This is a genomic window from Rathayibacter sp. SW19, assembly GCF_030866825.1.
Lineage (GTDB): Bacteria > Actinomycetota > Actinomycetes > Actinomycetales > Microbacteriaceae > Rathayibacter_A > Rathayibacter_A soli.
Genome location: NZ_CP133020.1, coordinates 2,340,779 through 2,363,862 on the forward strand (window position 1 = coordinate 2,340,779; position 23,084 = coordinate 2,363,862).

Sequence of the window (23,084 nt, forward strand, 5' to 3'; positions counted from 1 at the left end):
TTCTCTAAATTGTGATGCCGCGATCTGTGGGCTTGATCGGTGACGGCAGGGAAGTCTCCCCCTCAAGATACCGGTCTACGGACGCGGCTGCTGCTCGCCCCTCTGCGATCGCCCAGACGATCAGCGACTGGCCTCGCCCGGCGTCCCCGGCGACGAACACGCCCGGCTGGTCTGTCTGGAACTCGCTGTCGCGCTGCACGTTGCCGCGCTGATCGAACGGCAGTGACAACTGATCGACGAGAGCTGCGGCCTCCGGCCCGCTGAAACCCAGTGCCAGCAGCACGAGATCTGCTGGAATTTCGTGCTCGGTGCCCGCCTTCGGCACACGGCGGCCGTCGAGATACTCGGTCTCGGCAACGCGGATGGCACGCACCTCGCCGAACTCGTTCCGGAGGAACTCCACAGTCGAGGCCAGATAGTCACGACGCCCGCCCTCCTCGTGTGCGCTGGAGACCTCGAACAGGTTCGGCGTCATCGGCCATGGTTGGTGCGCCGGGCGTTCACGTGGTGGTTGCTTGCCGATGGCAAGATTGGTCACAGACAGCGCTCCTTGACGGTGCGCCGTGCCGATGCAGTCCGAGCCGGTGTCTCCTCCGCCGAGCACGACGACGTGCTTGCCCTGTGCGGTGATCTGATTCTCGATGCTGTCACCGGCCACGACGCGGTTCTGCTCAACCAGGTACTCCATGGCGAAGTGAATCCCGGACAGGTCGCGGCCGGGGATTGGCAGATCGCGTGGCACCATCGCACCGGTTGCGACCACGACGGCGTCGTACCGGCTGCGCAGGTCGTCCCAGCTGATGTCGACGCCGATATTGACCCCTGCGCGGAACCGTGTGCCCTCAGCCATCATCTGATTGAGGCGGGCCTCGAGTGGCTTCTTCTCCATTTTGAAGTCGGGGATGCCGTAACGCACGAGACCGCCGATGCGGTCGTCGCGCTCATAGACGGCGACCGTGTGGCCGGCACGGGTCAGTTGCTGTGCGGCCGCAAGCCCGGCCGGCCCGGACCCGACGACGGCGACGGTCTTGCCGGTCAGGCGCTGTGGCGGGTGCGGTTGCACCCAGCCGTTCGCCCAGGCTTGATCGATGATCGACACCTCGACCTGCTTTATTGTCACTGCCGGCTGGTTGATGCCGAGAACGCACGAGTCTTCGCAGGGGGCGGGACACAACCGTCCTGTCATCTCCGGAAAGTTGTTCGTGGCGTGGAGACGTTCGGCCGCGAGTCGGCCTTCCCCGCGCCACATCAGGTCATTCCATTCCGGGATGAGGTTTCCGAGCGGGCAGCCCTGGTGGCAGAACGGGGTGCCGCAGTCCATGCAACGACCGGCCTGCCTGCGCAGTTCGACGGGATCTCCCGGCTCGTAGACCTCTTTCCAGTCCATCAGGCGCACGGAGACCGGCCGCCGGTTTGGCAGTTCGCGTTCCGTTACCTTCAGGAATCCTTTGGGATCAGCCACCGGTCACCTCCAAGATCCGCGTCCACACAACATCGCCGTCTGGGTCCAAGCCCTCCGCCGCCGCGTTCTGCCGTGTTTGAAGCACCGCTGCGTAGTCGCGTGGGCGCACCTTGACGAACGCGGCGATCGCCGTATCGAAATCGGCCAGCATCGTGGCAGCGACACCGGAATCGGTTTCCGCCCTGTGGCGTTCGAGCAGGTCGCGCACGATCTCGACGTCGGCACTGCCGAGGCTCGACAGCTCCAATTCACCGGAGGCGATGGCATCCGGGTTCACTCGTTCCGTGCGCAATCGATAGACGTACGCCGTGCCGCCTGACATGCCCGCGCCGAGATTGCGGCCCGTGCTGCCGATGATGACGGCCAGTCCGCCGGTCATGTACTCGAGCGCATGGTCGCCCACGCCTTCGACGACGGCCGTCGCGCCGGAGTTGCGTACCAGGAACCGCTCCCCCACGATTCCGCGGATGAACAGACTCCCCCGCGTTGCGCCGTATCCGATCACATTGCCTGCGATCACGTTGCGCTCGGCAGCGAATACACTCGTGCGATTCGGCCGAAGAACGATCGAGCCGCCGGAGAGCCCCTTGCCCACATAATCGTTACAGTCGCCTTCCAGCCGCAGCGTGATTCCGCTCGGCAGGAATGCGCCGAGCGACTGCCCGGCTGAGCCGATCAGGGTGACTTCGATCGAGTCGGCCGGCAGACCGTTTTCACCGTGGCGCACCGTGACCTCGTGGCCGAGCATGGTGCCGACAGCCCGATCCGTATTGCGAATCGGCAGCGTCAATTGCAGGTGCCCGCCGTGTTCCAGAACGTCGGCGCTGCGCCGAATCAGTTCGTTGTCGAAGTGCTTCTCCAGCTCGTGATTCTGCTTTCGAGCGTTCTTGCGCGGCGCATCCGCTGGAAATTGCGGACCGTTCAAGATCGGCGACAGGTCAAGACCGGATGCCTTCCAATGCTCGATCGCACCGTTCACGTCGAGCAGCTCGGTGCGCCCGATGATCTCGTCAAGCGACCGGAAGCCGAGGTCGGCGAGGTATTCGCGGACCTCTTGAGCGATGAATTCCATGAAGTTCACCACGAATTCGGGCTTGCCCGTGAACCGGCTTCGCAGTACTGGATTCTGCGTTGCGACGCCGACCGGGCAGGTGTCCAGATGGCACACCCGCATCATCACGCAGCCCGACACTACGAGAGGCGCCGTCGCGAAACCGAACTCCTCCGCGCCGAGCAGCGCACCGATGATGACGTCGCGGCCGGTCTTCAACTGCCCGTCGACCTGTACCACAACGCGGTCGCGCATACCATTGAGCATCAAGGTCTGTTGGGTCTCTGCAAGTCCGAGTTCCCAGGGGGTGCCCGCGTGCTTGAGAGAGTTCAGCGGGCTCGCCCCGGTGCCCCCATCGTGCCCTGAGACCAGCACGACGTCGGCAAGCGCCTTTGTCACGCCGGCCGCGACGGCGCCGATGCCGGATTCGCTGACGAGTTTCACGTGCACCCGTGCCGCCGGGTTTGCTCGCTTGAGATCGTAAATCAACTGCTTGAGGTCTTCGATCGAGTAGATGTCGTGGTGCGGTGGCGGCGAGATCAGGCCGACCCCGGCGGTGGCGTGCCGCGTGCGTGCGATCCATGGGTACACTTTGGCCGGCGGCAGCTGGCCGCCCTCGCCGGGCTTCGCCCCTTGGGCGAGTTTGATCTGGAGATCGTCGGCGTTGGTGAGGTACATGCTCGTCACGCCGAACCGACCGGAAGCGACTTGCTTGATCGCGCTGCGGCGTTCGGGGTCGAGAAGGCGATCGGTGTCTTCTCCGCCCTCTCCCGTGTTCGACTTTCCGCCCAGCCGGTTCATCGCAATGGCCAGGTTCTCGTGCGCCTCTTTCGAGATCGAGCCGTAACTCATCGCACCGGTCGAGAACCGTTTGACGATGGATGCCACCGATTCGACCTCGTCGATCGGCACTCTCTGGCGCGTGCCGGATTGCAACCGGAACATTCCGCGCAGCGTCATGAGGGTTTCGGATTGGTCGTCGACGAGTTTGGTGTAGTCGCGGAAGATGTCGAACCGGCGGGTGCGCGTCGAGTGTTGCAGCTTGAAAACCGTGTCGGGGTTGAACAGGTGTGGCGCGCCGTCGCGGCGCCACTGGTATTCGCCGCCGGTGTTCAGCCGCTGGTGCGCTGTGACGGCACCTTCCTCCGGATAGGCGCTCAGGTGTCGTGCGAGGTTCTCCGCCGCGATCACCTCGATGCCTACTCCGCCGAGCTTGCTCGTTGTTCCGGTGAAGTAGCGGTCGACGAATTCCTGGCTGAGGCCGATCGCTTCAAATGCCTGCGCAGCCGCGTACGACGAGACGGTGGAGATGCCCATCTTCGACATGATCTTGAGAACGCCCTTGCCGAGCCCCTTGATCACGTTTTTCACAGCGCTGTCGGCGGTGACCCCGGTGATCAGCCCTTGGCGCACCAGATCTTCACAGGTTTCCATCGCAAGGTACGGGTTGATGGCGGATGCTCCGTAGCCGATCAGGAGCGCGACGTGGTGGACCTCACGCACGTCTCCGGCCTCGACGATGATGCCGACCTTCATGCGATTCTGCGTGCGGATCAGGTGGTGGTGCACACCGGAGAGCATGAGCAATGACGGGATCGGTGCGAGGTCCTTGTTGGAGTCGCGATCGCTCAGCACGATGAACTTCGTGCCGGCTTCTATCGCTGCGTCCACTTCGTCGCACATCTGCGCGATGCGCTTCTCCATCGCGTCTGGGCCGGCATCGAACCGGTACAGACCCTTGATGGTGATCGTGGTGTGGCTGTCGTGGCGCACATCGATGTGCTGGATTTTCGCCAACTCATCGTTGTTGATGACCGGGAAGTCCAGGACAACTTGGCGCGCATGCTCCGGCGTGGCTGTCAGCAGGTTGCGCTCCGGGCCGACTCCCGCTTGCAACGAGGTCACGACGGCCTCGCGGATCGAGTCGAGCGGCGGGTTGGTGACCTGCGCGAACTGCTGGGTGAAGTAGTCGAAAAGCAGCCGTGGGCGCTCGGCAAGCACAGCGACAGGCGTGTCGGTGCCCATGGCGCCGATCGGCTCAGCGCCGGTGATGGCCATCGGCATCAGAAGCCGGTGCACCTCCTCCTGCGTGTACCCGAACGTGCGTTGGCGACGCGTGACGGATGCGGGCGTGTGCACGATGTGTTCGCGATCGGGCAGATCCTTGAGATTGATGCGGCCGTCACGCAACCATTCGCCCCACGGTTCGGCGGCGGACAGCTCTGTTTTGATCTCGTCGTCCTCGATCAGGCGGCCGTCCGCAGTGTCGACGAGGAACATCCGCCCCGGCCGAAGGCGGCCCTTGCGCACAACCCTGCTCGGGTCGACTTCGAGCACGCCGCTTTCGCTCGCAAGAACGACCAACCCGTCATCGGTCACCACGTAACGCCCCGGGCGTAGGCCGTTGCGATCCAGCGTGGCGCCGACCAGCGAACCGTCTGTGAAGATCAACGCGGCCGGGCCGTCCCATGGCTCCATGAGCATCGAGTGGTACTCGTAGAAATCGCGGCGGTTTCGGTCGATCTCGGTCTGGTTCTCCCACGCCTCCGGGACCATCATCATGATCGCGTGCGGCAGCGAGCGGCCGGACAGGGTCAGCAATTCGACGACCTCGTCGAATGACGCGGAGTCGCTTGCGCCTTCGGTCACGATCGGAAGCAGCGGCCCGAGGTCACCGAGCACGTCGCTCTCCAGCTGCGACTGGCGCGCACGCATCCAGTTGCGGTTGCCCTGGATCGTGTTGATCTCACCGTTGTGCGCGATCATCCGGAATGGTTGGGCCAGCGGCCACGAGGGGAACGTGTTGGTCGAATAGCGCGAGTGCACGAGCGCGAGCTTGGAAGCGAACCGCTGATCGGAGAGGTCGGGATAGAACGGCTCGAGTTGGAGAGTGGTGACCATGCCCTTGTAGACCAGCGTGCGGCTGGAGAGCGAACTGAAGTAAACGGTGAGCTCGCGCTCGATCCGTTTGCGAAGTCGGTAGACCTGACGCTCAAGCAGGGTGCCACCAGCAGAGACACCGGCCTGCGTTGTGCGCGTGCTCTGAACGTAGACCTGCTCAATGGCCGGCATCGCCGCGCGAGCGAGGGTTCCTATTTCAGACGGACGGATGGGAACCTCGCGCCAGCCCAGGATCGTCAGACTCTCTTCCGCTGCGACAGCTTCGATCCTGGCCTTGATGCCGTCGCGCTCGCTGCGTTCGTCAGGCAGGAATGCGTTGCCGACGGCGTAGCGGCCGAGCGGTGGCAACGCGACGCCGCTGACCGCGCGCAGAAACGCATCCGGAACCTGGGTGAGGATGCCGGCGCCGTCGCCGGTTCCTGCGTCCGAACCAATCGCACCACGGTGCTCGAGGTGGCGCAGCGCAGACAGCGCCGTGTCAATGATGTCGTGACCGGGCGTTCCGCGCAGCGTCGCAACCATTGCAAGGCCGCACGCGTCATGTTCTGCTGCAGGGTCGTACAGACCTTGCTTTGTTGGAGCCGAGCTGAACCGAGACAGTGCCGGGCTGGACGCCATGATTACCGTCCTCACATGAGAAGTGGGAGAGGGACGCCGTCGGCCCGTGAAGTGAACTCGATTTCTCGGCCAGGTTTGATGCGCGAGACGAGAAAGGGAAAAAGCGACGTGGGGTGACGCTTAGGTCGAGAGTTTACGAGCCGGCTGAGCTTGTGGCTTTGGCTGTATTGGATTCGGCGTCTAGTGGGGCGTTATCGTCGTTTTCCCAGTCGTCCGAATCGTCGTCGTCCGATTCTACAGCAGCATCGGGGGCGTGCCACGCACGGCCGGGACGGTAGACGCTCAATTCGAGACCCGGATGCCGCCTTGTCTGCACGATCAGAATGACCAGACCCAGCACGACGGCGCCGAACGCCGCCCAAACGTTGCTCGGAATGCCGAGGAAGGAGAATTCGCTCGGATCGATGCGGATCGACTCGAGATATGACCGGCCGGCACCGTACCAGATCAGGTACAGCGCGAACAGCTTGCCCCAGCGCAGTTGGAACTTCTTCTCGAGCCAGAGGATGACGACGATGCCGATGACGTTCCAGATGATCTCGTACAGGAACAACGGTTGGAAAAGCGTGCCGGCCGGCAGACCAGCGGGAAAGGCTGCATTCGTCGTTTCGATCTGCAGACCCCATGGCAGGTTCGTCGGCAACCCGAACAACTCGTGGTTGAAATAGTTGCCGAAGCGGCCCAGAGACTGTGCCAGCAGCATGCCGGGGGCGAGAGCGTCGGCGAATGACCAGAACCGAACGCCTGTGATCGCGCAGGCGATCAGCACGCCGATTGCACCGCCGATCAGCGAGCCGAAGATGGCGTTGCCGCCCTCCCAGATGTAGAGCGTCTTCAGCAGGTTCGCACCAGCATAGAAATAGTCATGCGGATGCGTGAACACGTGGTAAGCGCGGGCACCGATGATGCCGAGCGGCACAGCCCAGAGAATGATGTCCAACACGATGCCGGGCTCAGCACCGCGCTTTGTCAGCCGCCGCGAGGTCCAGATCGTGGCCGCGATGATGCCGACCAGGATGCACAGCGCGTACGTGCGGATGTCCCAGTGCCAGCTGAAGATCGAGAACGAGAAACCCTGCCAATCGACAGGAGGACTCGGAATACTCAGCGGTGCAATCACCAGATCGTTACCCTTCTTGCTGGGACCAGAGCGGTCACCCGGCCACGGCGTGCCGCCTGGCCAACTTAGCCTATTCGCTTATGTGAGTGTGTGTCGCGCCGGAGCGCGTGCCGACCGCCAGCGCAGCTGCAACCTGTCCAACGTGGCGAACCCCGCCGTCGGCCAGCGCCTTGACCAAGGCGGAGCCGACGATCGCCCCGTCGGCGTACTCGAGCACCTCTGCAACCTGTTCCGCGCTCGAAATGCCGAGCCCGACGCACGTACTGGTCGCGCCGACGGCGCGCAGGCGTGAAACGAGCGTACGAGCCGCGGCGTCGATATCGGTGCGAGCTCCCGTGATTCCCATGGTCGAGGCCGCGTAGACGAATCCGCGGCTGGATTGAACCGTTGTGCTCAGGCGTTCGTCCGTCGAGGTCGGTGCGGCGAGGAACACCCGATCGAGACCGGTGCGTTCCGACGCGGCCAGCCATTCCGCGGCCTCATCCGGCACCAGATCCGGTGTGACCAGCCCTGCGCCGCCGGCAGCAAGTAGTGTGTCTGCGAATCGGTCGACGCCGTACTGCATGACCGGGTTCCAGTAGGTCATCATCACGACGGGCGCGTCGACCTGCGCCGTGATCTGTCGCACGGCCTCGAACCCGTCCCGTAGGCGAAAACCGTCAGCCAGCGCCTGCTGTGTTGCGGACTGGATGACCGCGCCGTCCATCACCGGATCCGAATATGGAATACCGAGTTCGATAACGTCGACGCCGTTGTTCACGAGCGCGACGGCAGCGTCGATACTGGCCGAGAGCGTGGGAAAACCGGCCGGCAGGTAGCCGATCAGGGCGCCCGCGCGGGTTTCACGGCTCGCCCGAATCGCCGTGTCGGCCGGCGAGCTGATCGGCTGCTGGTTGGTTTCAGCGCTCACGATTGCACGGCGTTCGCGTCGAGCAGGTCGAAGTAGCGCCCCGCCGTTTCCATGTCTTTGTCGCCGCGTCCGCTGAGATTCACCAAGATGGTGGCGTCTGGCCCGAGTTCGCTGCCGAGCTGCAGTGCTCCCGCCAGGGCGTGTGCCGATTCGATCGCCGGGATGATGCCCTCCGTTCTGCTCAGCAGCCTCATCGCATCCATCGCCTGAGCGTCTGTGATCGGCCGGTATTGGGCTCGTCCGATGGACGCCAACCAGGCATGTTCTGGCCCAACGCCTGGGTAGTCGAGGCCGGCCGAAATGGAATGCGATTCGATCGTCTGGCCGTCTTCGTCCTGCAGAAGATAACTGCGTGCTCCGTGCAGCACGCCAGGGCGCCCGAGGGTGATCGTCGCAGCAGTGCGTGGCGTGTCGATACCCTCTCCCCCCGCCTCGAAGCCGTACAAGGCGACAGTGGGGTCGTCGAGGAACGCGTGGAAGATGCCGATCGCATTCGATCCGCCGCCGACGCACGCCGCGACGGCATCCGGCAGCGAACCGGTCAATTCGAGCACCTGCGCGCGAGCCTCCTCGCCGATGATCTTCTGCAGATCACGCACCATGGACGGGAACGGATGCGGCCCCGCGACGGTGCCGAAGATGTAGTTCGTCGACTCGACGTTCGTCACCCAGTCGCGCATGGCATCGTTGATGGCGTCTTTGAGCGTGCGCGAGCCGGTCGTGACGGGAATGACTTCGGCGCCGAGCAGTCGCATCCGCGCGACGTTCAGGGCCTGCCGTTCTGTGTCCACTTCACCCATGTAGATGACGCAGTCCAGCCCGAACAACGCGGCGGCCGTTGCCGTCGCGACGCCGTGCTGCCCTGCGCCGGTTTCGGCGATCACTCGGGTCTTGCCGATCCGTTTTGTGAGAATGGCCTGGCCGAGCACGTTGTTGATCTTGTGCGACCCGGTGTGGTTGAGGTCTTCGCGTTTCAGGATGATGCGCGCGCCGCCGGCGTGTTCCGCGAAGCGCGGCACCTGCGTGATGAGCGACGGCCGGCCGATGTAGCTGCGGTTCAATTCATCGAGTTCACTTCGGAAGCTCGGGTCGAGCTTCGCGAGCTCCCACGCCGCAGACAGTTCGTCCAGTGCCGCGATCAGGGCCTCGGGCACGAACCGGCCGCCGAACGGGCCGAAGTACGGTCCGTCTTCAGCGCGCAATGAGGTGGCGCGCGACGAATTATCACTCGGGGTGGCTTCCAAGGGGGTGCCTTCAGAAGGGGTCGCTTCAGATGATGATGACATGGTGCTCTAAACCGCCAGGAATTCTCTGAGGGTCACGCGCGGGTCGCTGGTGACCAGCGCCTCGCCGACCAGCACGACGTCTGCGCCGCCCTCGCGGTAGTGAGCGACGTCCGCTGCGGTGCTGACCGCCGACTCCGCCACCCTGATGACGCCGGAGGGAATGTGATCGGCAAGGGTGCCGAATAGTTCGCGATCCAGCTGGAATGTGGTCAAATTGCGCGCGTTCACACCGAGCAGGCGCGCGCCAGCGTCGAGCCCACGGGAGATTTCCTCAGCGCTGTGGGTTTCCACGAGCGTCGTCATGCCGAGCTCGGTGCTCAGCGCGTGCAACGACGCCAAGGTGCTCTGGTCGAGCGCGGCCACGATCAACAGCACGATGTCTGCGCCCGCTGCCCGCGCCTCGAACACCTGATAACGGTTCGCGATGAAATCCTTGCGCAGCACCGGCACCGTCACGGCCGCGCGGACCGCTTCGAGGTCGGCGAGTGAGCCGCGAAATTTGCGCTGCTCTGTGAGCACGCTGATCGCGCTCGCCCCGGCTTCCTGATAGGTGGCGGCAAGCAGTGCGGGATCCGGGATGTTGGCCAAGGCACCGCGCGACGGACTCGCCCGCTTCACTTCCGCGATGATCTTGACGTGCTCCGAGGGCGCGAGCGCCGCGATGGCGTCGATCGCAGGGCCGCGACCGCGAGCGGCGGCCTCAACCGTCGCGAGCGGTCGCTCGATCGCACGTGCATCTGAATCTGCGAGGGCGCCTGACACCAACTCGGTCAGCACCGGTTCAGTGTTCTTTCGGAACGTACTTCGGGCCGTTGACGCCGTAACCGGCCTTGGACATGCCGTAGCCGACCAACAGACCGACGATGACGAGCCCGCCCGCGCTGTACACGAGCCACGGCACCGCGAACCAGAAGGCAGTCATGCCGATGGCGAAGGCGATGAGCATGATCACCACAGCTGTCCACGCGGCCGGTGAGTGGCCGTGTCCGGGATCTGATGACTCAGTGCTCATGTCTCTCCTGTTGGGTTCCTCGGGCCGATGGCGGCGGTGGATCGTCTCGGGCTGTGCATCGCGCGGAGCGTTGCAGTTTCAGTGTATCGAACCCGATGGCGGCTTTTGCGGTGCTGCTATCGCGTCGGATCTTCTCCACGACTGAGATCGTCCCAGGTGTCGATTGCCGCGTCCCTGGCGTTCGCCGCGGGCGGCCGCTCCGGATGCGCGGTGGAGCCACTCGATCCTGCGCCGCCGGCCGCGTCGCTGCGTGCATCCCGGTCGGGATCCGCTTCGGCATCCGTGGCGACGAAGCGCACTGAATCGTAACGGTGCGAACTTGACGGCCAGCGGTGTCCTGTGATGGCGACCGCGAGACCGGCGAGCACGATCAGGATCCCGCCGATCAGTGCCGCAACCGGCCAGAAGCTCGCATCGACGCTGCCGATCAGCCGGGTGACGGAGGTCTCGCCCGCTATTCCGGTCGCTTTCGTGACCGTCGCGATGACCGTCGCTGGCGGGTTCGCGATGGCGGTGACCGCAGACAAGATGACGCTTCCCCCGACAAGCAGTCCGAGCACTGTCAGCACGATGCGCCCCAGCCGACCCGAGATCGCAAGAGCGAGCGCAAGCGCGAGGCCGGCGATCGAGAGTGCCGTGAGTGCTGGGGCCGCCATCGACCCCGGTACGTCGATGCCGGCTGAGTGGTTGGCGTCTGCCGTGAGCTGCACCGTGTACCACGTCTGCGTCGCCGCAAGCAGGGCCAGGGCGCTCGCGGCGATGATCACGAGGACGATGCCGTATTTGACTCGCTTCACGGGCATCTCAGAGCACCCGCCGCATCGCGTTGGCCACGGCGACCGCGCGCAGCGGTGCTGCCGCCTTGTTCTGGGATTCCTGATACTCGCTCGCCGGATCGGAATCGGCGACGAGGCCCCCGCCTGCCTGCACGCGAGCGACACCATCCGCTATTGTCGCGGTGCGAATGGCGATGGCCAGATCGGCGTCTCCTGCGAAACCGAAATAGCCGATCACGCCGCCGTAGACACCGCGCCTGGCCGGCTCGAGCTCATCGATGATCTCGAGTGCGCGCGGTTTCGGCGCGCCGGAGAGCGTGCCTGCCGGAAACGTGGCCCGGAAGACGTCAACGGCGCTCGCGTCCGGATTCAGATCGCCCTCGACCGAGGAGACCAGATGCATGATGTGGCTGAACCGTTCGACCCGCATGAACTCCGTGACCTCGACGGAGCCGGCAGCACACACCTTGAGCAGGTCGTTGCGAGCCAGATCGACAAGCATGAGATGTTCCGCGCGTTCCTTGTCATCGTTGACCAGCGCGTGTTCGAGTTCGAGGTCTTCCTCCGGGTTGGCCCCGCGTGGCTTCGAACCGGCGATCGGATGCGAGAACGCGCGCCTGTTGGCCACCTTGAATAGCGCTTCAGGCGACGATCCGACGATCGTATATTCTCCGCCGCTCGGCGCCTGGAGGTTGACCAAGTACATGTATGGGCTCGGGTTCAGGGTGCGTAGAATGCGGTAGACCTCGAGCGGATGCGCCGTGCAGTCCAAGTCGAAACGCTGCGAGATGACGACCTGGAAGACATCGCCGTCGCGGATGCGCTGCTTGGCTGTGACCACAGAATCCAAGAAATCCGCGCGGCTGGTCCTCGTACGCGGCTGTGGCAAAGTCTCGAGGTCTGCGTCGGCAAGCCATGCTTCAGCGGGCTGGGCGATGCCGCGCTGCAGTGCGTCGAGGCGTTCCTGGGCGGCGTTCCAGAGCGTTTCCGGGTTGTCGATGCCATCGTTGAGCACGTTGGCGATGAGCCGGATAGTGCCGAATTTGTGGTCAAGCACGACCAGGTCCGCGACGAAGCAGAATGCGAGACCAGGCACCGCGTAGTCGGCGACAGGCGGGTTCGGCAAGTGTTCGAGCTGCCGTACGGCATCCCAGCCGATGAAGCCGACAAGTCCTCCGGTGAGTGGAGGATGTCCGTCGATCGGCGATGTCTGCCACCGCGCGTACAACCGTTCAAGCACGTCGAGCGACGCACCGGCTGGCTCGTCGCCGAGGGCACGCTTGGCGTCCACGCCGTAGTCGAGCCAGCGCACCTCGCCCTCCTCTTCGGTGAGCACACCGAACGAGCGCACCCCGACGAACGAGAACCTCGACCAGATCCCTCCCTGCTCGGCAGATTCGAGCAGAAACGTGCCCGGCTTTCCGACGGCGAGCTTGCGGTAGATGCCGACGGGCGTCTCACCGTCTGCGAACAGATCCCGAATGACTGGCACGACCCGGCCTGCTGCTGCCTGCGCCATGAAGTCGGCCCGACTGGTCGATCCGTTGTTCTGAGTCATGGTGTCGCCACCTTCGTTGGGTTCAGACGGTCGGCGTCGAAACATGTGCGAGTGCCGGTGTGGCAGGCGGCTCCGACCTGTTCGACGGTCACCAACAGCGTATCGGCATCACAATCGAGCGCTGCCGACCGCACGTACTGCACGTGCCCAGAGGTGTCACCTTTTCGCCAATATTCCTGCCGGGATCGGGACCAGAACGTGACACGCCCCTCTGTCATCGTGCGGCGGAAGGCTTCCGCGTCCATCCAGCCGAGCATGAGCACTTCCAGCGTGTCCCACTGCTGCACGATCGCCGGGAAGAGTCCGTTTGCGTTGACGATGATCCGCTGCAGGATCTCGTCTGCCTCGGTCGTATCCATCTAGCGCACCTCCATGCCCGCTGCAGCAAGTTCTCGTTTGACGTCGCCGACGCTCAGTTCCCCGGTGTGGAACACGCTTGCCGCGAGCACGGCGTCTGCTCCCGCTCGGATCGCCGGCGGGAAGTGTTCCGCGCGCCCCGCGCCGCCAGACGCGATCACAGGCACAGAGCTGATCGCCCGCATGAGGGTGATCAGTTCGAGATCGAAGCCCTGTTTCGTGCCGTCCGCGTCGATCGAGTTCACCAGGAGTTCGCCGACACCGAGCGTGATCGCCTGCTGTGCCCAGCTGAGCGCATCCAGATCGGTCTGCGTGCGCCCGCCGTGCGTTGTGACGACGAATCCCGATTCAGTGCGCGCAGAACGAGTGACGTCGAGCGAGAGCACAACCACCTGGGCACCGAATCGATCGGCGATCTCGCCGAGCAGCGCAGGACGGGCGATCGCGGCGCTGTTCACGCCGATCTTGTCCGCACCGCTGCCCAGCAGGCGCGCGACATCCTCCGCGCTGCGCACCCCGCCGCCCACCGTCAACGGAATGAACACTTGCTCCGCTGTCGCGCGAACCACGTCGTAGGTCGTCGCCCGGTTGTCGACGGTCGCGGTGACGTCGAGAAAAGTCAACTCGTCTGCACCCTGTTGGTAGTAGCGCTTGGCAAGCTCGACCGGGTCGCCGGCGTCGCGCAGGTTCTGGAAGTTGACCCCCTTCACGACGCGGCCGCTCGCCACGTCGAGGCACGGGATGACTCTGACGGCGAGGCTCATCGTCAGATCCGAGCAGCGTGGATGGGCGTGACCAGAATTGCGCGTGCACCCAGTTCGTACAGGTCGTCCATCACTCGGTTGGTGCCGTCCTTCGGCACCATCGCGCGCACCGCAACCCAGTCTTTGTCGCGCAGCGGCGAAACGGTCGGCGACTCACTGCCCGGCGTGAGTGCGACAGCCTGTTCGAGAAGGCTGGACGGCAGGTCGTAGTCCATCAGCACATAACGGCGAGCGACCATGACACCTTGAAGTCGGCGGTGTAACGTTCCGACCCCGCGGATGCCCGCGCGCGCGCCGATGAGGACCGCCTCAGATTCCAGGATCACCGGTCCGAAGATTTCCAGGCCCTGCTTGCGCAGTGTTGTTCCGGTCTCGACAACGTCGGCGACGGCATCCGCGACGCCCAGTCGCACGGCCGACTCTACGGCGCCGTCAAGGTTCACGAGTGTTGCGGAGATCCCGGCGGTTCCAAGGAACGCACCGACCAGGCCCGGGTAACTCGTCGCGATGCGCGCGCCGTCGAGGTCCGTCAATTCTGTGAACGTGCCGGCCGGGCCGGCGAACCGGAACGTCGATACAGCGAAGCCGAGACTCTCGAGCTCGAGCGCAGGCGAACCCGAATCCAGGAGCAGGTCACGGCCGGTGATGCCGACATCCAGTGCTCCACTACCGACATAGGTCGCAATGTCCCGCGGTCGCAGATAGAAGAATTCGACGCCGTTGCGTGGATCGGCGACGATGAGTTCTTTCGGGTCGCGGCGGCCGGCGTAACCGGCTTCCGCGAGCATTTGAGCGGCTGTCTCAGCCAGCGAGCCCTTGTTGGGCACGGCGATTTTCAACATGTATGAGGCCTTTTCGCGACGGATTGGTGCAGTGACGGGAACGATGGGTTTGCCGATGGCGGACACCGATCACAGATGTCGGTAGACATCGGCCGTCGTCAGGCCCTTCGCGATCATCAGCACCTGCACGTGATAGAGCAGTTGCGAAATCTCTTCGGCGGTGTTCTCGTCGGTTTCATACTCGGCGGCCATCCACACCTCGGCGGCCTCTTCGACGATTTTCTTGCCGATCGCGTGCACGCCCGCGTCCAATTCGCGCACCGTGCCGGAACCGTCCGGACGTACCCGGGCCTTCTCGGCAAGTTCTGCGAAGAGATCATCGAACGTTTTCACCCGTCAAGGCTACTAGCTTCCTGCGACCGGTTTGTGCGGGGTGGTTTGCCGCCCGCAGATGGCAGCCGTCAGACTGGCAGCTGTCAGTGCATGTGCAGTTGCGCTGTGCGGCGAAGCGCGGCGATCTGAGCGCTCGGATCTGCTGACGCGAAAACACTCGACCCTGCAACGAATGTGTCTGCACCGGCCTGCGCTGCCGTGATGATCGTCTCCTGTGTGATCCCTCCGTCGACCTGCAGCCAGACGTCCAGACCGGATGCCGTGGCCGCTTGGCGCAGTGCGCGCAACTTGGGCATCGTCGCGGCCATGAAGCTCTGGCCGCCGAAACCCGGTTCGACCGTCATGACGAGCACCTGATCGAACTCCGGCAGGAGTTCGAGCAGCGGCTCCACCGGTGTCGCCGGTTTGAGCGCGATGCCCGCACGAGCGCCGATCGCACGGAGGCGTCGGGCGAGGCTGACAGCATCCGTTGCCGCCTCGGCGTGAAATGTCACGGAGTATGCGCCGAGCTCTGCGTACCCGGGCGCCCAGCGGTCGGGGTCGTCGATCATCAGATGCACGTCGAGCGGAAGGCTGGAAACGGCCTGGATGCGCTCAACCATCTGCGGGCCGAAAGTCAGGTTCGGCACGAAGTGGTTGTCCATCACGTCGACGTGCACCAGGTCGGCAGTCGATATCCGGCCGAGGTCGCGCTCCATGTTGACGAAGTCGGCGGCGAGAATGCTGGGATTGATCCGTGCGGGCATGTACGTCACCCTATCGACCTCCGTCTGGTCATCGTCTGCACAGCAGAGCGATGAACATCGCATCCGTTCCGTGGCGGTGAGGCCACAACTGCACCTGGGTGGGGTCGCCGACCTTCTCGAGCGGATGCCGCAGCGCCGTCCCCAGGATGGCTTGCGTCTGCATCGGCTCCAGCCCTGCGCCGTGCCGTTTGAGCGCGTCGGTGACTGCGAGGCGGCTCTCCGCGAGGTGCGGTGAGCAGGTGACGTAGGCGAGCACGCCGCCTGGTTTCATCGCGAGCACGGCGGAATCGAGCAGCCGGGCTTGCAGAGCGGTCAGTTCCGCAACATCGTGCGGCACCTTGCGCCAGCGCGCCTCCGGCCTCCTGCGCAGCGCTCCAAGGCCCGTGCACGGCGCATCCAGGAGCACGCGGTCGAAGACGCCCGCATTCTCCTCGCCGAACAACCGTCCGTCACCCTGACGCACCTCGACCGTGTCGGCGACCGGCCGGACGGCGGCACGTACCAGTTCGGCGCGGGCCGGCACGAGCTCATTCGCGACCAATCGGGCACCACCCTGCCGAGCGAGCGCACCGAGCAGCGCAGCTTTACCACCGGGCCCGGCGCACAGGTCGAGCCAGCGCTCTCCCTGTGCGATCGGCCGTGCGGCAGCGAGAGCGATTGCAGCAAGCTGCGAGCCCTCATCCTGTACACGCAGCGCCCCTGCGCTGGAGCGCACGGCGCTGTGCGGGTCTCCCCCGCCGAACACGAAACCGAACGGCGAGTACCGGTTACGCTCGGCAGCTTGCGGGGCGTCGGCCACCCCGGGCAACGCGATCATGTTGACCTTCGGCGCACGGTTGTCCGCATCCAGCAGCTCGTCGAGTTCGTTGCGCCGACCTTCTGCTGCCAGGGCCTGCGCGAAGGCGCGTACGATCCATTCGGGATGCGAGAACTCGGCCGCGCGACGTTCGTCATCACCGGCGGTGGCCGCCAGAACCCGTTCGCGCCACTCCTCGGGCGTCGACCGCGTGATCGTGCGGAGCACGCCGTTGGTGAATCCGGTTGCGGATCGACTCCCGACCGTACGGGCAAGGGCGACACTTTCGTTGACTGCAGCATGCTGTGCGACGCGGGTGGCGAGCAGTTGGTGCACGCCCAGCCGCAGAACGTCCACGATCGGCGGGTCGATTTCATCGATGCCGCGACGAGCTGCCAAGGCGATGACGCGATCGTAATAGCCGCGCATCCGTAGAGTTCCGTAGGTCAGTTCGGTTGCGAACGCGGCATCCGCCGGCGCGAGCTTCGCTCGATCGATCCGCATGGGTAGAAGCAGATTGGCATACGCGTCCGACTCGCGCACGGCGGCGATCACATCGTAGGCGATTCGCCGGGCCGGCTGGATCAGGCCCTCAGGCCGTTCGCCGCTCACAGTGCCACCGTGACCGCGTCACGTGGCCTGCCATGCCACCAGGCCGCCGCAGACATCGGGCGCTTGCCCGCAGGCTGCACCTCGACGAGTTCGAGCGGCTCGGTTGCGGTGCCGATCAGGATCTGTGCGCCACGCTGGATGACCTGCCCCGGCTGCGGCGCGCGGTCCGGGATGCGTTCGGCCGACTGCCTCGCTTGACTGTGCCTTGCTTGACTGTGCCTTGCTTGACTGTGCCTTGCTTGACTCCGGCGCACCGTGAGGAGTTTGAATCGTTCTCCGTCCAGATAGGTGAACGCGCCGGGTTCTGGGGTGACCGCCCGAATGCGGTCGTACACGGCCGCCGCGGGTTCCGACCATCGCAGCCGCGCGTCTTCCAGCGTGATCTTGGGAGCCGCCGTCTGCTCTCCGGTCTGTTCTTCGGCATGCGCGGTCCCTGCTGCCAGTTGATCGACGACCGCCACCAGGAGCTTCGCGCCGTCGAACGCCAGCGCTTCGAGAAGTTCGCCGGCCGTCTCATCTGGGTCTATGGAGCGCCTGCTCGTCGCGAACACGGCGCCGGCATCGAGTTCGGGCACCAATTGAAATACGGCCGCCCCTGTCTCCTGGTCGCCGGCGAGGATTGCGTGCTGCACGGGCGCCGCGCCACGCCAGCGTGGCAGTAGCGAGAAGTGCAGGTTGATCCAACCGAGCCGAGGCGTCGACAGCAACGGTTCGCGGACAAGCCCTCCGTAGGCGACGATCACTCCGAGATCCGGCTGCAGGGCGGCGACTCGTGCCGTGACGGTTTCTGTCAAGCGATTCGCCTTGATCGTGGGCACGCCGTGTTCCTGCGCCCAGGCCGAGACCGGTGAGGCCGTGAGCACTCGTTTGCGGCCGAGCGGCGCATCCTGTCTGCTGATCACTGCGACAAGTTCGTGTCCCGCCGCCCTCAGCCGGTCGAGGCTCGGCACCGCGACCGAGGGCGTGCCGGCGAAGACCAGGCGCATCAGCGCGCGCCGTCGGTGCGTTTGCCCGCGGGCGGACTGACCACCGCCGTTACGCGTGCGTGCCTCACCGATGCGTGCATCACGGGTGCCTGCGTCACAGTACCTCCGGGTCGTCGAATCGTACTCTGAGTGTAGGCGCAGGCCGGAACCGCGCGTCCCCCGTGGGACGCTTGCGACGGGCCGTTGCATTGCGGATGACGGCGGCGCGCAACTGCGCCGCGACCTGTGCGCCGTCGGCGTAGTGGAACCGCACGATCGAGCGGACCATGCCACCCTCGAGAGCGGCGGGCCCTAGTGTGTCGATTACGGAATCCGTGTCGATGGCGGCTATGGCCGCCGCCACGGTCTCCGGCCGGCCGGTCACGGAGGCGATGCGCACGGCAGGGGGAAATTTCAGCTGTCGTCTGTCTGCCAGTTCTGCACTGGCATAGCCGTCCTGTCGCCAGGTCGCCATCGCCCGGGCAAGGGGCCCCGCGACACCCACCAGCAGCACAGGGGCGCCCGGCGCTGCCAGTGCTGCGGCATTCGACCACCAGCGCAGGCAATCATCGCCGACACGCAGGTTCTCGCGCAGCAACATCCGGTCTCCGTCCAACAGCAGCACAGCACGATAGCCGCCTGCTGCGATCGGCTCGGCACCACGGGTTGCGACAACCAGCGCCTTCTGCGTGCCGACCGCCAGAATCGGCTTCTGGCCGTCGGCGACGATCACCCGCGTTGCCGGGAACGCACGGCCGAGTTCTTCTGCGGTCAAGCCGGCACCGCGGCTGACCACGCTGAGGCCAGTGCCGGCGCAGTGCGCGCAGACCCAGTCTGCTGCGATGGCGCCGCACGCGCCGCACGTCGGGACTGCTCCGGCGCTCGCCACCCCGAGCGGGCCGTCGCAGCGGATGCATCGTGCCGCCTGGCGACAGGTGCGACACGCCACGACGGGCGCATATCCGGGCCGAGACACCTGCACGAGCACGGGGCCGTCAGCTAGCGCGGTCGTGGCGGCCTGCCACGCCGTCGACGGGATGCGTGCAGCACTGGCGGCAGGCGTGGCCGAGGCCTGTTGCGCTGTCACGATCACCCGAGGCGTCACCAACTTGTCCGGTCCGACCGCGTTCAGCCAGCCGATCTCGACCAGTCGCTGCGTCTCGACGCTGCGGGTGTGTGCGATCAGCATCAGTGCGCAATTCTGCTGCTCCTGACGGATCAACGCGGCGTCGCGAACGTGGACATACGGGCTGAGCGGCTCCGTGTGCAGAGGATCGCCATCGTCCCAGATGGCGATCATCCCGAGTTGCGCAGCGGGAGCGTACACGGCGGATCGATTGCCGATGATGATGTGTGCTGCAGACCCGAGGCAGTCCAGAAAGCTGCGATAGCGTTCGGCATTCGACTGCCGCGCATCAAAGCGCACGATCGAGTCGGATGGAACCATCGTGCGCAGGGCGGCCTCGAGTTGCTCCTGATCGCGGTAGTCAGGCACGATCAGGATCGCGCTGCGGCCTGCCGCCAGGCAGTGTACGGCCGTCTGCGCGAGCGTCAGCGCCCAGTGGCCGATCCACACGTCGTCAGAAAGATGTGCCGGTCGCGGAATGGCACGTACGGCGATGCGTTCGCCGGAGCGCAATGCCCGCTCGAGCTGCCCGGGTGGATAACCCATGATCGGCGCGGGGCGCGCCGGCTCCACCCGAACGGCGGTCTGACTGCGATCCGCATGCGCGACATCGTGCGCGGGATGCTTCGCAAGCCACGCCTTCTCGACACGCACCTGCCGTGGCGGGATGGCCAGCCGGATGACATCGCTCGCCCCTCCGGCGCTGCGCTGCGACACCCTCCTGGCGAGTGCCCACACCTCCGGTGTCAGCACCCTCGCCGGCGAGACGACGGTCTCGAGTTCGCTCAGTGTGCCGACGTATTCTGCGTTGTCACCGAGTTCGACCAGATATCCGGATGCGATTCGGCCTGCGCTGCGCAACGGCACGCTCACGCGCACGCCCGGCAGAGCATCCGCAGCCCACTGCTCGGGAATGCGGTAGTCCAGGAGCCGGTCCAATTGAGGCAGGGGCGAATCCAGCAACACACGCGCCACGCGGTCTCCGGTGTGCGGGGCGCTCATGATCAGCGCGCTCATGATCAGCTCAGAGACGCCGCCGCTATAGGCCGGCGGCGGCTTGCAGGTCGGCAACGCGGTCGGTGCGTTCCCAGGTGAAGTCAGGCAGCTCTCGGCCGAAGTGACCGTATGTCGCCGTCTGTGCGTAGATCGGACGCAGCAGATCCAGATCCCGGATGATCGCCGCCGGGCGCAGATCGAAAACCTCGCGTACGGCCGTGATGATGCGCTCTTCCGGCACGTGTGCTGTACCGAACGACTCGACGTAGAGCCCGACTGGGGCTGCCGTGCCGATGGCGTATGCGACCTGCACCTCGAGCTTGTCGGCCAGCCCGGCGGCGACGACGTTCTTCGCCACCCAGCGCATCGCGTACGCGGCAGATCGGTCGACCTTCGACGGATCTTTGCCGCTGAAAGCGCCGCCACCGTGCCTGCTCGCACCGCCGTAGGTATCGACGATGATCTTGCGGCCGGTGAGCCCGGCATCGCCCTGCGGCCCGCCGATCTCGAATCGACCGGTCGGGTTGATCAGCAGGTGCTTATTGCTGTGGTCGAGATCGACGGACTCCAGAACCGGATCGATCACGATCTCTTGAATGTCGGCGCGCAGCTGAGCCAGCTGAACGCTCGGGGCGTGTTGGGTGGAGAGAACGACCATGTCGATCGTGCGCGGCACGATGCCGTCGTAGCCGACGGTAACCTGCGTCTTGCCGTCAGGGCGCAGGTAGTCGAGCACGCCCTCTTTGCGCACGGCGGCGAGGCGCTCCGACATGCGGTGCGCGAGCCAGATGGGCACGGGCATGAGTTCTGGCGTCTCCGTTGTGGCATACCCGAACATGATGCCCTGGTCACCCGCACCCTGGCGATCAAGCTCGTCGTGGCTCGAGCCCTCGCGGGTTTCATAGGCGTTGTCGACACCCTGCGCGATATCCGGCGACTGTCCACCGATCGAGATTGATACTCCGCAGGATCGGCCATCGAACCAGACATCTGAGGAGGTGTAGCCGATCGCTGTGATGCATTCGCGCACGATGGAGGGAATTTCCACGTAACCGTTGGTCGTCACTTCGCCGGCAACGTGCACGAGTCCCGTCGTCACCAGCGTCTCCACGGCAACGCGACTGCGCGGGTCTTTCGCCAGCAGCGCGTCCAGAATGCTGTCGGAGATCTGGTCGCAGATCTTGTCCGGGTGACCTTCTGTTACGGATTCCGATGTGAACAGACGCAATTCAGTCATAGTTGTCCCTCTCTCGTGTCGATGCCCGTTGCACCGGCACCGTCGGGCCCATCCACGTCTGGTTCGCGTTAGGCGGTTTTGACAGCGTCAAGAATACGATCGGCCACCGACAACTTGGTGCCCGAGGCCTCCATCACTATATCGCCGCGGGCGTTCACGATCGTGATCTCATTACCGTCCGTGGCGAAGCCTGTGCTCCAGCCCACGTGGTTGACGACGAGAAGGTCGCAGCCCTTGCGCCGGATTTTCGCACGGCCCAGTTCGCGTCGAACTTCTGGATCCGGTTCCGTCTCAGCCGCAAATCCGACGATCACCTGATCGGCGCGTTTGGCTTTCGCCAGCGTGAGGAGGATATCCGGGTTCTGCACGAGGGTAAGAGTCAGAGACTCGCCGGTTTCCTCTTTTTTGATCTTGCTGTCGCGAACGGCGGCTGGCCGGTAGTCTGCGACAGCCGCTGCCATCACGACGATGTCGGCGGATGCCGCCTCCTCCGTTGTCGTCTTCAACAACTCGAGCGCGGTGCCGACCGCACGCGTGCGGACGCCTGCCGGTGGTTGAACCTCGACGTGCGCTGTGATCAGCGTCACCTGGGCGCCACGTGCTTGGGCGGCTGCCGCGAGGGCGACCCCTTGCTTGCCACTGGAACGATTGCCGAGGAACCGCACGGGATCCAATGGCTCGCGGGTGCCCCCCGCCGTGATGAGGATGCGTTTGCCTGCGAGATCCTGGTGCACGGCGTTCGCGGTCGTGTCTGCGCCAAAAACGCGCAGCAGCGCGGCCTCGACAATCGCGTCAGGTTCCTCCATGCGCCCTGGCCCCGAGTCCGTTCCGGTCAATTGCCCGCTGGTGGGCCCCACGATCGTCACGCCCCGAGCGCGAAGCGTCGCGATGTTCGCGACTGTTGCGGCGTTGTGCCACATCTCTGTGTGCATCGCGGGTGCGATAACCAGCGGCGCTGTGCTCGCGAGCGCGGTGTTTCCGAGCAGATCGTCTGCGATTCCGGCGGCGAGCTTCGCGATGGTGTTCGCGGTTGCAGGCGCGATCACGATGAGCTCTGCGGATTGACCGATCGCCACATGCCTCACCTGGGCGACGCCGTCATACAAATCGGTGTCAACAGGGTTGCGGCTGATCGCCTCCAGCGTCGGGCGGCCGACGAAGCGCAGAGCGGCCTCGGTAGCAACCACGTGAACGTTGTGCCCCGCTTTCACGAGCAGTCGGATGACGCCGACCGCCTTGTACGCGGCGATCCCGCCTGTGACGCCGACGACGATCGACAGCGGCCTGTAGTCCGGAGGCATCCGTCGCTCGGGCTACTCGACGATCGGCTTGATGGCGAGCTTGTCTTCGTTGATCTCGTGCAGCGCGACAGACAACGGCTTGTCATCGATGGTCGAGTCGACAAGCGGGCCGACGTTGTCGAACAGGCTGCCCTCGTGGAGGTCTGCGTAATAGTCGTTGATCTGGCGTGCGCGCTTAGAAGCGAAGATCACAAGGGCGTACTTGGATTCGACCTTCGTGAGCAGTTCGTCGATGGGCGGGTCGATGATGCCTTTTTGTGACGTGGCCATGGGCGATGATCTCCTTGTTCGGGGGAAGTGTGGGCGTCGATCGTG

General features: G+C 65.0%; 20 protein-coding genes. All 20 read right to left on the reverse strand.

Annotated elements, in window-relative coordinates:
* Positions 1 to 4 precede the first annotated feature (4 nt).
* The 20 genes from QU604_RS10820 to rpoZ all read right to left on the reverse strand — a co-directional run bounded on the left by QU604_RS10820 (position 5) and on the right by rpoZ (position 23,039).
* Entirely contained in the window at positions 5 to 1,462 is a 1,458-nt protein-coding gene (locus QU604_RS10820; protein ID WP_308468811.1) for a glutamate synthase subunit beta, read from the reverse strand.
* Complete coding sequence (gene gltB, locus QU604_RS10825; protein WP_308468812.1) at positions 1,455 to 6,032, reverse strand: glutamate synthase large subunit; 4,578 nt, start codon at positions 6,030 to 6,032, stop codon at positions 1,455 to 1,457. The genes QU604_RS10820 and gltB overlap by 8 nt, the downstream gene beginning before the upstream one ends.
* Positions 6,033 to 6,165: 133 nt before the next feature.
* Positions 6,166 to 7,152, reverse strand: coding sequence for a prolipoprotein diacylglyceryl transferase (gene lgt, locus QU604_RS10830; protein ID WP_409350018.1), 987 nt, complete (start codon positions 7,150 to 7,152; stop codon positions 6,166 to 6,168).
* A gap of 70 nt (positions 7,153 to 7,222) precedes the next feature.
* Complete coding sequence (trpA, locus tag QU604_RS10835; protein ID WP_308468903.1) at positions 7,223 to 8,035, reverse strand: tryptophan synthase subunit alpha; 813 nt, start codon at positions 8,033 to 8,035, stop codon at positions 7,223 to 7,225.
* Between the two features lie 23 nt (positions 8,036 to 8,058).
* Positions 8,059 to 9,348 (reverse strand): tryptophan synthase subunit beta, encoded by a 1,290-nt coding sequence (gene trpB / locus QU604_RS10840; RefSeq protein ID WP_308468813.1) that lies wholly within the window; start codon positions 9,346 to 9,348, stop codon positions 8,059 to 8,061.
* A gap of 6 nt (positions 9,349 to 9,354) precedes the next feature.
* Positions 9,355 to 10,125, reverse strand: coding sequence for an indole-3-glycerol phosphate synthase TrpC (gene trpC / locus QU604_RS10845; RefSeq protein WP_308468814.1), 771 nt, complete (start codon positions 10,123 to 10,125; stop codon positions 9,355 to 9,357).
* A 4-nt stretch (positions 10,126 to 10,129) separates the two neighbouring features.
* The gene (locus tag QU604_RS10850) at positions 10,130 to 10,360 is read right to left on the reverse strand and encodes a DUF6704 family protein (protein ID WP_308468815.1); all 231 of its coding nucleotides are present in this window, start codon (positions 10,358 to 10,360) and stop codon (positions 10,130 to 10,132) included.
* A 116-nt stretch (positions 10,361 to 10,476) separates the two neighbouring features.
* A complete protein-coding gene (locus tag QU604_RS10855; protein ID WP_308468816.1) occupies positions 10,477 to 11,163 on the reverse strand; it encodes a Trp biosynthesis-associated membrane protein in 687 nt (228 codons plus the stop codon).
* Between the two features lies 1 nt (position 11,164).
* Positions 11,165 to 12,694, reverse strand: a complete 1,530-nt coding sequence (locus tag QU604_RS10860) for an anthranilate synthase component I (protein WP_308468817.1) — start codon at positions 12,692 to 12,694, stop codon at positions 11,165 to 11,167.
* On the reverse strand, positions 12,691 to 13,053 hold the full coding sequence (gene hisI / locus QU604_RS10865) for a phosphoribosyl-AMP cyclohydrolase (protein ID WP_308468818.1): 363 nt from the start codon (positions 13,051 to 13,053) through the stop codon (positions 12,691 to 12,693). Before hisI ends, QU604_RS10860 begins: the two co-directional genes overlap by 4 nt.
* Positions 13,054 to 13,815 carry an imidazole glycerol phosphate synthase subunit HisF gene (gene hisF / locus QU604_RS10870; RefSeq protein WP_308468819.1) on the reverse strand — a complete coding sequence of 254 codons (762 nt, stop codon included), beginning with the start codon at positions 13,813 to 13,815 and terminating at the stop codon, positions 13,054 to 13,056.
* Positions 13,816 to 13,817: 2 nt separating this feature from the next.
* Complete coding sequence (hisG, locus tag QU604_RS10875) at positions 13,818 to 14,657, reverse strand: ATP phosphoribosyltransferase (protein ID WP_308468820.1); 840 nt, start codon at positions 14,655 to 14,657, stop codon at positions 13,818 to 13,820.
* Positions 14,658 to 14,726: 69 nt separating this feature from the next.
* Entirely contained in the window at positions 14,727 to 14,990 is a 264-nt protein-coding gene (locus QU604_RS10880; RefSeq protein WP_308468821.1) for a phosphoribosyl-ATP diphosphatase, read from the reverse strand.
* Positions 14,991 to 15,073: 83 nt separating this feature from the next.
* Positions 15,074 to 15,736 (reverse strand): ribulose-phosphate 3-epimerase, encoded by a 663-nt coding sequence (rpe, locus tag QU604_RS10885; protein ID WP_308468822.1) that lies wholly within the window; start codon positions 15,734 to 15,736, stop codon positions 15,074 to 15,076.
* A gap of 28 nt (positions 15,737 to 15,764) precedes the next feature.
* A complete protein-coding gene (locus QU604_RS10890; protein WP_308468823.1) occupies positions 15,765 to 17,144 on the reverse strand; it encodes an RsmB/NOP family class I SAM-dependent RNA methyltransferase in 1,380 nt (459 codons plus the stop codon).
* Positions 17,141 to 18,130: a methionyl-tRNA formyltransferase gene (fmt, locus tag QU604_RS10895; RefSeq protein WP_308468824.1), complete on the reverse strand. Its 990-nt coding sequence runs from the start codon at positions 18,128 to 18,130 to the stop codon at positions 17,141 to 17,143. The genes QU604_RS10890 and fmt overlap by 4 nt, the downstream gene beginning before the upstream one ends.
* Positions 18,131 to 18,224: 94 nt before the next feature.
* On the reverse strand, positions 18,225 to 20,252 hold the full coding sequence (locus QU604_RS10900; protein ID WP_308468825.1) for a primosomal protein N' family DNA-binding protein: 2,028 nt from the start codon (positions 20,250 to 20,252) through the stop codon (positions 18,225 to 18,227).
* A 22-nt stretch (positions 20,253 to 20,274) separates the two neighbouring features.
* Positions 20,275 to 21,468 (reverse strand): methionine adenosyltransferase, encoded by a 1,194-nt coding sequence (metK, locus tag QU604_RS10905; protein ID WP_308468826.1) that lies wholly within the window; start codon positions 21,466 to 21,468, stop codon positions 20,275 to 20,277.
* Between the two features lie 68 nt (positions 21,469 to 21,536).
* Positions 21,537 to 22,769, reverse strand: coding sequence for a bifunctional phosphopantothenoylcysteine decarboxylase/phosphopantothenate--cysteine ligase CoaBC (gene coaBC / locus QU604_RS10910; RefSeq protein ID WP_308468827.1), 1,233 nt, complete (start codon positions 22,767 to 22,769; stop codon positions 21,537 to 21,539).
* A 12-nt stretch (positions 22,770 to 22,781) separates the two neighbouring features.
* The gene (rpoZ, locus tag QU604_RS10915) at positions 22,782 to 23,039 is read right to left on the reverse strand and encodes a DNA-directed RNA polymerase subunit omega (protein WP_308468828.1); all 258 of its coding nucleotides are present in this window, start codon (positions 23,037 to 23,039) and stop codon (positions 22,782 to 22,784) included.
* Positions 23,040 to 23,084 lie beyond the last annotated feature (45 nt).